Genomic DNA, 10,820 nt, shown 5'->3' on the forward strand with positions numbered 1-10,820 from the left:
AAGAAGTCCGGCATGGGCAGCAGGTTCACCAACGCACACAGTCCGTACGCGATCCCCAGGCCCGTTCCACCGCTAAGGATTGCGATCAACACTGCTTCCATGAAGAACTGCCGCAGAATGCTGTGCGACGGCGCGCCCAGCGCCTTGCGTACGCCAATCTCGCGTGTGCGCTCGCGTACGGCCACCAGCATCACATTCATCACGCCCAGGCCACCGAGAAACAACGTAGTGATTCCCACCGCTCCCAGGAAGTACTTCATGCCGTCAGTCATGGTGCGAAAAGCCTGCGCTTCCTCTACCGTGTCCCAGATGCTGGCAGCTTCCTTGTCGCGCGGATCGAAGTCATGCACCCGCGCCAGGACATGTACCATCTCGTCCTTGCAAGCCTCATGCTGAGCTACTGACTTGGGCACAACCAGTAGGCGGTCCAGGGAATGCTGTGTATCGGGAGGCTTATTGGGATAGTCGCGCTGAATTGCCGTGAAGGGCACGAACAACTTGTTGACATCCCATCCGTCGTAGCTGGAGTCCTGCTTCTTTTCCGCCATCACCCCAATGATGACGTACGGGATATCCCGCACCATTACCGTCTCGCCGATCGCTGGCCGCGAGCCGAATAGCTGCTTCTTGGCATCTGTGCCCAGTACAACCACGCGGCGCGCCTGATTGACATCCTCCCAGGAATAGAACCGTCCCTGGCCCAAATTGATGCTGCGTACCTCGGCGAAAGGCGGCAGCGAGCCGGTCACTAGTAGTGCGGCATTGTTGAACCGGCTTACGATCCTCACATCTTTCTGGCCCAGTTCGGGCAGGGCATACTTGCAGTCGGTTGCCTCCTGCTCGATCAAGGTGGCGTCGGTATCATCCCAGCGCACACGCCGGCCTGCGCGCAAGCCGCCAGCCTGCATGCTCGTTTTTCCGGAAAAAACGATCATGATGTCGCGGCCAAAGGTCTCCGCTACCTTTTGCTGGCCTACTCTGAGCCCTTCCCCGGCCGCCACCATGAGGACAATAGAGATGATGCCCCAGGCAATTCCGAACATCGTCAGTGCTGTACGCAGCTTGTGTGCCAGCAGGGTACGTATCACGTCGGCAAAGAGGTCGCGGATCACCATCGGCTTAGGTTTGGACGCGACACCTCCGCAATGGGAAGCGAGAAAGTCGCGGTCCTGCTCTTATCTACGTGTCGATGCTAGGTTTTGTTCCGCTAGGAGGGCGCTAGTACTGGCGGCTTACACGAGGAGCTGCGCCATCACGATCTTAGCGATCATGGCGATCGGGTAGACGCTGGCGTAGGCCAGATTCGGTGTTTCCGAGTGCGCCATTTCATCTGCGTAGGCCAGGCAGGCTGGTTGTGTCTGGATGCCCGACATCAGCCCCATCAACGAGTCGAAAGGAATCCGTAGAATCCTGTATCCCACCACCAACGTCAGCAATGTGACACCCAGTGTGGCCACCGCTCCGGCCAATAGAAGTTGCCAGCCATTCGTACGCAGCGCCTGGACAAATGCAAAGCCCGCATTGATGCCTACTCCTGCCAGGAAGAACAACAGCCCGATCTGGCGAATCGTGAGATTCGCGGCCAGCGGCATAATCCAACTGATCCGCCCTGAGCGTTCCAGCTTTCCCAGTATCAGTGCCACCAACAATGGCCCACCTGCCAGGCCCAGGTGCACCGACTCTCCACCCGGAAGCGGAATGGGAACCATTCCCGCCAGTACACCAAGCACCGTGCCGATAGCCACCGAGACAAATTGTGTCTCCGCATTGCCACGAATGGAATCTCCGAAGAATTTCGACATGGCGGGAAATGTCTCGCGCTCGGTAACAACCCGCACGATATCTCCCAATTCCAGCCGGGTCTCTGGCGTCGGGACCAGTTCCACGTCAGCCCGCCGGATACGGGTGATGGTGGCGCCCGCTTGATTGGTCAGGTCCAGTTCACGAATTCGTTTCCCGACTACTTGCCGGTTCGAAACCAGAAAACGCCGGTAATCGAGATGACTGCGGTCCATCTCGATGCTCACGTCGGCCGGTTCGCCGAAGATTTGTTCTGCTCTCTCCAGGCCCTGCTCATCTCCAACTACCGCGACTACATCGCCTCGAGCAAGCTGCGTGCGATCTCGGGGAACATCCGTCTTCCCCTGCTGGCGAATGCGGCTGATGACGAACCCGGGCTTTTCGTGATGCCGCAGTACTTCCGCCAACTGGCGCCCTATCACTCCGGGATTCTCTACTACAAAATCGCGCACCCGAATCTCCGCCGCGTTTTCGCCCTCGGGGGTGAACTTCACCCGCCAGATGCGGCGGGTGAAGCTGAAGCACAACAGCACCCCAATCACTCCTACCGGATATGCAACTGCATAACCCACCACTGCTTCATTCTGAGCTGTTTGGATTTGTTCCGGAGCACCATTTGCCTGCTTCTCGCGATCGTGAATGCGGTCGCGAACCGCAGCTAACGCCGGTGTATTGGTCAGCGCTCCCGTATATAGGCCGGCTACTCGAGAGTGTGGAATTTTGAACAGAACGGCGCTCCCGAGCGTCAAGAGAACCCCGACGATCAGAACTGCAACGGCGAGCACGGTGTCTCGCCAACCCTGCTTGCGGAAGGATGCAAAGAAGGCGGGCCCTGACTGAATCCCTATCGTATAGACGAAGAGGATCAGGCCTAAGCTGGCCACGATTTCAGGTACACGGATATTGTGATTTAAAGCGCCTGCGGCGATGCCCACGAACAACACGCCCGCCACTCCGAAACGAAATCCCAGGACATTCAGCTCGCCCAGCAGATATCCCAGGCCAATGACAACGAATAGCGTGAGAATGGGATTTCCCGCCAGCGTATTGCCGATCGCGGCAATCATCGCAAACCTGAACGAATGAGAGGCTGTAATCGATCCGGACAAGAGTAGCAGATCGCAAGAGCACAGATGAAGCTGCAATTGCGACATCACGGGCCCATGTAACGCAGGCCATCTCTACAAAAACGAGCTAACCCGGCCGGCGTTCGCAGGCCATTGCAGCCGAGCCAGCGATGAAGCCGCATAGGTGAGCTGTTCGTATCTCTGGAAGATGTCCGCCGCTGAGCTGCCCATGCCAGGGAGTGCCAGTTGCGCGTAAAGCTTAGCCAGAGCTAACAAGGCGAAGATCCGCACCCGCAATGCGCTATTGACAATATCCTGGGCAGCCAGGGCAACCTCGGGATTAGCGCTCTTGCGAGCGGCTTCCCCTAATCGCAAAAGCACGGCGGCATTGCGTGCAATTCGCTCCACATACTCGATGGCCGCCCAGGCACGCAGCCGTTGAATGCGGCGGAAATCTCCAGGGGCGAGTTGCGAGCGCAGGTAAGCGTCTTGTTCGGAATCAATTAAATTGCGGAAGGCTTCGATATCGACCGGTTCGGTGCGGCCCCCGAGATCTTCCAGGTCGTTGACTTTAGCCGCTTCGCCTCTTGCCAGAAAATAGAGGAACAGAACTGCGCAGAGGGCAAGAACCGTGACTACGAGTGCCAGGCTCATCTCTGGAGCAATTGTATGAGGGCGCGGTCCCACTTCTGCAAATCATGATTCGGAATTTCCGGAATTCGGAACTCGGAAGGATCCCGTTGAAGGGTATAGACAACCCAGACCAGAACCGCGCAATTGAAGGCGACCGATCTCACCAGGGAAGCGACGTCCGCTGAGATCAGTCCAAGTTGCGTCCTCACCGTCAGCGAGGCCAGATCGACCGTGGCAAAGACACCGAAGCCGAGCGCGATTCCAAACAGGTAGTGACGCCAGGTCAGGCCCAACGAAGACGAAAACAGAAATAAGAACAACAGTAACCCGGCTTGCACGATTCGCAAGCTACGCTCTACCGTCAGAATCCCCTTGATGATCGGTCCGGAATCAGGATTGGCGCCATGGCTCGCCACGATCGAGGCAATTACAAGAAGCACCACCATGGCGGATAGGAACAGGACTTTTCCCAACCCCTGCAGTCCCGGGTAAGGGCGGAACAAACAGCAAAAAAGTTGGTAGATCACTGCAAAAGCAATGACAATACAAATGGCATCGCCGGCAAAGTATGTGTAGAAGTAGGCTTCAGCACTGCTGTAGGTCTTGAGACCGGCCGAGGAGGTGACAATCTCTGCAATGGTGTAGGCGAGGAACCAGGAGACGTCGCGATACAGCCTGCGTTTGATGATGACTGCGGCGATCGCCACCTGCAAGACAATCGGCGCTACCCACAGCAGATAGATGAGCAACTTGGGCATGGGCTGGCGGTCCCCAACTTTAACCTGAGGCCCGCCTGCCCTCCAAAGGAAATTTCGTGTCCGGGCTTAGCCTCGCTCTTCGTGCCGGGGCAGCCGCCTATCACTTTTAGCGGATTGATACTTCGCCTGCAAAGTTAGTGCAGTGTCCGGGATCGCATCCAGGCATGGGTCCTCCACCAGCAAAGTCGAGATTCGTGCAATGTCCGGGATCACAGCCAGGCATGGGTCCGCCACCAGCAAAATTCGGGTTGGGGCAGCCGGCGGGATCACAGTGCGGCGTCGGTCCTCCACCTGCGAAGGCAACGGAGTTGGAGACCAGCAAAAGGCTGACGAACAGAAGGGTACAGATCAGTTTTTTCACGGTGCTTTCTCCTTTTTTGTGCGTGGGTTTGGAGTAGTCGCACCGCGAGAGCTTGGGTTGATCGCTTGTGGGAAACTGTCGAGGGGAAGGGAATTCCGTTTTCTGGGAAACTAATATGCTTAATTCAGCAAAAGACGACTTTGAGCGGAGGACACTGGCGGCAGTCCCAGGCAGCTGGGCAAGGCTCGAATATGTGGCTGGATTACGGCAGGAGAATGGAGGCTACTTCCACTGGGGGTTGGCGCGTGAGTTCGGTGAGAAGGCCGCCAACGACACCATCGCTGGCGCTCATCGTCGAATCTTCTTGCGTCTGCTGCGCACGCCTATAGGAGTTCTGGCTGGCGAGCTGCAGCAGGTGATATCCACGCGGCAGGAGAGAATCGCTTATGCGGAGAAGTTACGGCAGCATGGGCAAGACTTGATCCCGGCAGATTGCGGCGGCGGCTCGCGCCGCCACTTCAACTCAGTTTTGCAGGCAATGTGTTGTCTGGCGGATTCTGGAAGGCCACCTGGTCCAACCTCATCGCGATCCCGACGACTTGGCCGATGACTTCCGCCTCCTGCGGGTGTTTCATGATGCGCAAAGGCGTCGGCGAGAGCGGGTGGGGCTGCAGAATGATATGGTCGGTCTTGAGTGAGCACCAGCAGCAGAAGTATCCGGTGCGAGTTTCGATGAAATAAATCGGACGCTCGTACTCCGAACGCCATGCTCTCTCCACTACTTCGTTCTTGGATTCGTCAATCTGCAAAAACGAGCCTGGGAGCAGGATTGGGTACATCGCGTAATCATCGGTCCCCACATATCCGTACGTGTAGTCGACATTGATCAGCGGAGCAATATGTTGGATGGGCACAATGCCCCAGCGCTCGATCATGCGGCCCAAATTTGTGGTTTTGCGCAAATCAAATCCTGGATCGAACTTCACCGGCAGTTGAACGGAAGGCACAGCCTCCATCATCTGGCTGAGGTGGGTTTTCGGTGCCTCGGTTAGCAGCACATCATTCGGCATATCGCTTGTGTCCACACCGAACCACGCCAGGATCTGGCGTATGTCCACGCGATAAATCACCGCCAGCGAGTAAATGCGAAAAATGCTGGGCTGGAAACCTTTAATCTCGATGTCCGACAAGCGGCTCACCGGAATCCCAAATTCTTCATTCTTGTGTCGTGACGCGATACGAATACTTGCAGATTCCACATCGCGCAGAGTGTAGCCGAGTTGTTCTCGCAACAGACGAAGTTGTTGACCAGGCAAAGTCACGACGCCCCCCAGACAGTGCCAATTTGTGGTGATTGCGCGCTAGCATACACTGCTCGCACGCCGTCTCCAACAGAAGAGTTCAAATCAACAAAAATCATTTCTGTTTTGTTGCCAGGTCAAACAATCGCATAGTGAAAGCGGGAAGAGGCGAAACCCCTTATTTTATGACTCTTGATGAACGCATCTGGCAGTGATGAGTCAGGCTTCCCACACAAAGGCATCGAACACCCGCTCCACCGAAAATCCGATATTTTTGTACAGTTCCACCGCCCGGCGGTTGGCTTCTGTGACCGTCAGCGAAAGCAGTTGAAAATGCCTGCGTTTGAGCTCCTGGCTGGTGGCCGCCAACAGCATGCGGCCGATGCTTTTTCCGCGGTACTCGGGGAGCACACAAACCTGGGTCACATGCCCAACATCGTGCTTCACGCGGGAACAGAGGATGAGCCCAATGGGAGCCCGCGCCCGGCGGTCTAAAGCCAGGAAAGACGCCCCGGCATCAAATGTGCCGCAACCCGGAAATCGCACGATATTGTTCAAAAACCGCGATGCGCCTTGAATGCTGCGATATTGGTCATTGATTTCGGAATCGACGTGACCCCTGTAGCAGGCAGTTATCAAGGAGGCGGCCGGCTGGTAATCCTGGTCCGACCACCGCCGCATCTCAATTTCTGGCGGCAAGGCGTCCCGATTCGGGCCCAGTGCAAGAGAGAGTCCATTTGCCAGTGGAAGTGCCATAAACAGGCGCGGAAAGCGCTGGAATCCCTCCTCCAAGAACGGCCGGGCCAGTGCATTGCTTTCATGCACCAGCAACTGCGCCTCCACCCGATGCACTCCTGGCGACTGTTGCAGCGTTTCAACTACATGGGTGACCAGCCGCACCTCGGTTGGGTTCTCGGCGTGCGGAACTGACTTCTCTCCGGTCACGAAGAGGTCCCCAATCACCCCCTTGTTACCTTCGTAGACAAAGAAGGAATATCCGTGCAGCAGACCTCGCTGGACTGCCGCATATCCTGGAAGGATTCGGGCATCCACATAGCGCAGAATCATGTCTGCCGAAGGCCCGTAATCCCACGACAGCAGTTCCGACCACACTTCCTTCTCTTCTTCCAGAAGGGGTCGTAAATCCGCGGAGGTAAAATGCCGCAGGTCAATGATCTCCAAGGCCGGTCTCGTAATCTTTGGATGAGTTTCCTGCCGCCCCCGCTTCATGACGGCGAAACTTGGCAGTCTAAGCCTCCAAGACCTGCGTAAGCAAACCGGAGAACACAGATCAGCAACTTGGGACCGGCATCCCTCACTTGGACGCGCCTCTTAGATTGGACGCAGCCGCGCTTCCGCCGAACCTCAATGCGCCTGCCCGCCAGCTTGTATCCAGTAAAAGTCCAGCTTCTGAGAGGGGAATTCGCCAATCCTCGTCACTCTTCTCCCGCTGACTTTCTCTTGCACCTTGGCCTGCATGCCTGAGCGTGCTACCAGGAGGTGGGCCCCGGCAGGAATTTCTCCTCGCTCATAACGTTGGACCGGTTGGTCGCGATAGAACGTCAGACTAAATTCCAGTTGACGCGGGACCTCGAGCACCGCAATCACCGAACGCGAGGTTTCGATGCTGGCAATCTCCCGCTGCACGGGACGCGCCGACAACCTCGCATCGATTGTCGGCGACGCGTATCTAACAACAAAGGCCAAGCCCAGGACCAGCGGCACCAATGTCGCAAAGCGCAAAAAGCGCACCCCGGCGGTGCGCACGCTAAACATCATTGCAGCAAACGCCAGCATGGCCACTATGCCCGCAGTCCACGCCGCTGGCGAGCTCGGCTTCACATGCAGAAGGCTGTAGTTCACCAGCAGAACCGAGCCCAGCAGAAAAGCCGAGATCGCGCTGTGCAATGCCAGTAGCCAAAAGTGAGGCTTCCTGTCGCTCAGAGATACTTCGCCGATCCAATTGGCCGCCAGCATCCCAAACGCCGGTACCGCCGGCAGCACATATCCCGGAAGCTTGGATTGAGAGATGGAGAAAAACAGGACCGGCAGAAGTCCCCATAGCAGCAAGAAGATCTGCAGCTCGGAGACTTCAGGATCACGGCTTTCCAGCCAATCCCGAACCGCGCGCAATGCCCCTGCCAGCACCAGCACGCTCCAGGGGAGCAAGCCCAGGAGCATGACCGGAACGAAGTACCAGAACGGCTGAGGATGACGGAAGACATCTGTTCCATACCGCGCCAGGTTGTGCTCGAGAATGAACACGCGCAGGAACTGTGGATTGCGCAGTTGAACCAGGACGTACCATGGCAGCGCCATCGCCAAAAATAGCAGGACGCCCGGCGGCCAGAGGGTGCGAAGGATCAGCCTCCATTCGTTCTGCAGGGCGGCGAATGCCAGTATTAGCAGACCGGCAAGCACCAGGGCGACGGGGCCTTTTGCCAAGGTTCCCAGGGCCAGGAAGAAATAAAAAACTGCAAGCCAAACTCGCGTGCCGGTCTGCAGCCAGGTGAACCACGCCAGCATTGCGATAGTAAACGTAGCAGTCAGCGGCATGTCGGTCGAAGCAGCGCGTGCGAACCCAATTACCCCTACCGACGATCCCACGATCAACGCCGCATCCAGTTGCCAGCCGCGACGGAAGCGGCGCATGAAGACATATACGGCGAACACCATGACCGAAGCGAACATCGCGGTCGGAACTCGCGCCGCCCAATCACTGATGCCAAATATGCGATAGGAGAGCATTGCTCCCCAGTAGTAGAGCGGCGGCTTCTCGAGCCATGCCACGCCGTTGAGCACAGGCGTAACCCAGTCGCCGCGAGCCAGCATCTCCCTCGCCACCTGCGCATAACGCGGCTCGTCGGCGCCAATCAAGCCGAAGCTCCCGAGCCCGAAGAAGAATAGAAAAGCGGAGAAACCGGCGAGAGTGGCCAACTCGACCCAAACCGCGGTCCGGCCGGGCCTAGAAGTCAGATTTGTTTCTGCAGGAGATGAATTCACGCAGAGGTGATTGTAAAGGCAGGCTTGCGCTTCTGATTTGTTTAACCAGCAAGGCAGACAAGACGGAACGCTCCCGTCCTACGCCCGCCAATTCGTGACCGTGCCGACTCTGGTCTTTGATTCGATCTCGCCTGCCAGCAGCAGTTGCGCCGTGATTCGCTCGATCATGGCCGGGAGCGGCCCATCCGCTGTGCAGCCGCTGGCGCACCGATGCCCGCCCCCTCCAAGCCCTGCAGCCACCCGGGAAACGTCCACGGCTCCCTTGCTGCGCAGGCTGATGCGCCATTTGCCGTCGGCGATCTCGCGGAAGAAGAGCGCCACCTCGACCCCTTCGATCGCTAGCGCATAATTCACCAGCCCTTCGCAGTCCTCTTCCGCGGCCCGGCAGCGCTCCATCTGTTCACGGGTTACGTGCATCCATGCGAAATGCTGGTCCCGCTGGAGATTCGAAAGCGCTGCTCCCAGCAGCCGCATCTTCGAAGCAGAATTCGAAAAATATACTGCCTGTGCGATTTTCGCCGGATCTGCTCCGTAACGAACTAATTCCTCGGCCAGCTGAAAAGTACACTCGTTCGTTCCCACAAAACAGAACGAGCCTGTGTCGGTGAGCACTGCGGTATAGAGACAGGTGGCCATCTCGGGAGTGATCTTCACGTCTGCCTCCAGCGCCAACCGGTACACCATCTCCGCGGTCGCACAGGCGCTCGGATCAATCCAGTTGACATTGGCAAACGGCTTACCGCTCACATGGTGATCGATGCTGATCAGGAAGTGATCTTCCAATCCTTGCAGCCGCGTGCGTTGAATGCTGTCGCACTCCAGCACAATCGCAGCCTCGTACTTGCCATTCACTGAAGCTGCCTTCTTCACCACCTCGGCCAGCGGCAACACCCGGTAAATATGCGGCACGGGGTCGTGCAGCACCACCTCAGCTTGTTTGCCAAGCTCACCAAGAATTTGGAAGCAGGCGAGGACCGAGCCGATAGCATCTCCGTCTGGCCGCGCGTGCGAGGTCAGAACAAAATGCTGGCGCTGATCAATTTCTCTGAGGACTTCTTTCAGCATGGACCCGCTGGATCCCGTGGCAAGTGATCCCACCCACCGCGGGGAGATACCTCGGTTCGGTGGGCTTCACTTACGCTTTTCAATTCGTTTCAGTAGCTCGTCAATTCTAGACTCGTACTGCTCGGCTTTGTCCAGTCGGAAAAACAGTTCGGGCGCATGACGTAAACGCAGGCGATCAGCTAATTCGTGGCGTATATAGCCGGTGGCATCTTTCAGGCCCCTTAGCGTCTGCTCCGCTTCTTTAGCATCTCCACTAATCGCCACCAATACCTGGGCGGACTTGCCGTCCGCTGCCAAGTGCACCTCGCTCACCGTTACTAATCCGATACGCGGGTCTCCAAGTTCGCCCTCGACCATGGCAGAGATTTCTTCTCGAATGGCCTCGCCCAGGCGTTCGCGATGATGTTGTTGCGCTCGGTTTTCCATAAGAAGCACTCAGCAATCAGCTATTAGAATTAGCACCAAGCCAGGAAGCCTTCGGCCGGAATCTCGATCCGCGACTCATCGCAAGAACCTACTCTCGCCCATCAAGAAATTCGACGTAGGCATCCACCAGCTCGCCCCCGGCATTGTTCGTGATCCTGCCGGCAGCGCGCTCCACGCTTTCCATCAGCCCGCGCAGGTAATCTTTGGAGTCGGAAATGCTGACCACACCCAGAGTTGCGCGCTGCCACAGGTCGGTCTGCTCCAGTTCTGCCACCGCCACGTTGAAGCTGCCACGCAATTTGTCCTTCAGGCTGCGCACTACCTGCCGCTTGTCCTTCAGCGAGTGCGCGCCCTCAATGCGAATTTCAAGCGTTAGATAGGCGATCATGCACGAATTGCGCTCATCAGCACAAAAAGCAAATGGCCAGTGCGTGGCCACTTGCTCTGACCACCTCTCACTGGCCAC

The 10,820-nt window shown here is 57.3% G+C and carries 10 protein-coding genes; all 10 read right to left on the reverse strand.

Translation table 11 applies throughout. The features are described from left to right. A partial coding sequence (locus VEG30_13010; GenBank protein HXZ80844.1) for an ABC transporter permease occupies window positions 1-1,115 on the reverse strand: 1,115 nt, incomplete at its 3' end. Between the two features lie 117 nt (window positions 1,116-1,232). Then, window positions 1,233-2,867 (reverse strand): TrkA C-terminal domain-containing protein, encoded by a 1,635-nt coding sequence (locus tag VEG30_13015; GenBank protein ID HXZ80845.1) that lies wholly within the window; start codon window positions 2,865-2,867, stop codon window positions 1,233-1,235. A gap of 114 nt (window positions 2,868-2,981) precedes the next feature. After that, window positions 2,982-3,521 carry a hypothetical protein gene (locus VEG30_13020; protein ID HXZ80846.1) on the reverse strand — a complete coding sequence of 180 codons (540 nt, stop codon included), beginning with the start codon at window positions 3,519-3,521 and terminating at the stop codon, window positions 2,982-2,984. Next, entirely contained in the window at window positions 3,518-4,258 is a 741-nt protein-coding gene (locus VEG30_13025; GenBank protein HXZ80847.1) for a hypothetical protein, read from the reverse strand. Before VEG30_13025 ends, VEG30_13020 begins: the two co-directional genes overlap by 4 nt. Before the next feature lie 819 nt (window positions 4,259-5,077). Beyond that, the gene (locus VEG30_13030; GenBank protein HXZ80848.1) at window positions 5,078-5,881 is read right to left on the reverse strand and encodes a helix-turn-helix transcriptional regulator; all 804 of its coding nucleotides are present in this window, start codon (window positions 5,879-5,881) and stop codon (window positions 5,078-5,080) included. A gap of 198 nt (window positions 5,882-6,079) precedes the next feature. Next, on the reverse strand, window positions 6,080-7,042 hold the full coding sequence (locus tag VEG30_13035) for a GNAT family N-acetyltransferase (protein HXZ80849.1): 963 nt from the start codon (window positions 7,040-7,042) through the stop codon (window positions 6,080-6,082). A gap of 183 nt (window positions 7,043-7,225) precedes the next feature. Next, window positions 7,226-8,863: a glycosyltransferase family 39 protein gene (locus tag VEG30_13040; protein ID HXZ80850.1), complete on the reverse strand. Its 1,638-nt coding sequence runs from the start codon at window positions 8,861-8,863 to the stop codon at window positions 7,226-7,228. Window positions 8,864-8,941: 78 nt separating this feature from the next. Further along, entirely contained in the window at window positions 8,942-9,928 is a 987-nt protein-coding gene (locus VEG30_13045) for a bifunctional oligoribonuclease/PAP phosphatase NrnA (protein HXZ80851.1), read from the reverse strand. A gap of 66 nt (window positions 9,929-9,994) precedes the next feature. Continuing rightward, window positions 9,995-10,354: a 30S ribosome-binding factor RbfA gene (gene rbfA / locus VEG30_13050; protein HXZ80852.1), complete on the reverse strand. Its 360-nt coding sequence runs from the start codon at window positions 10,352-10,354 to the stop codon at window positions 9,995-9,997. 88 nt (window positions 10,355-10,442) lie between these two features. Next, a complete protein-coding gene (locus VEG30_13055; protein HXZ80853.1) occupies window positions 10,443-10,742 on the reverse strand; it encodes a DUF503 domain-containing protein in 300 nt (99 codons plus the stop codon). Between the last annotated feature and the right edge of the window lie 78 nt (window positions 10,743-10,820).

This window comes from Terriglobales bacterium, from assembly GCA_035624455.1.
GTDB lineage: Bacteria > Acidobacteriota > Terriglobia > Terriglobales > Acidobacteriaceae > DASPRM01.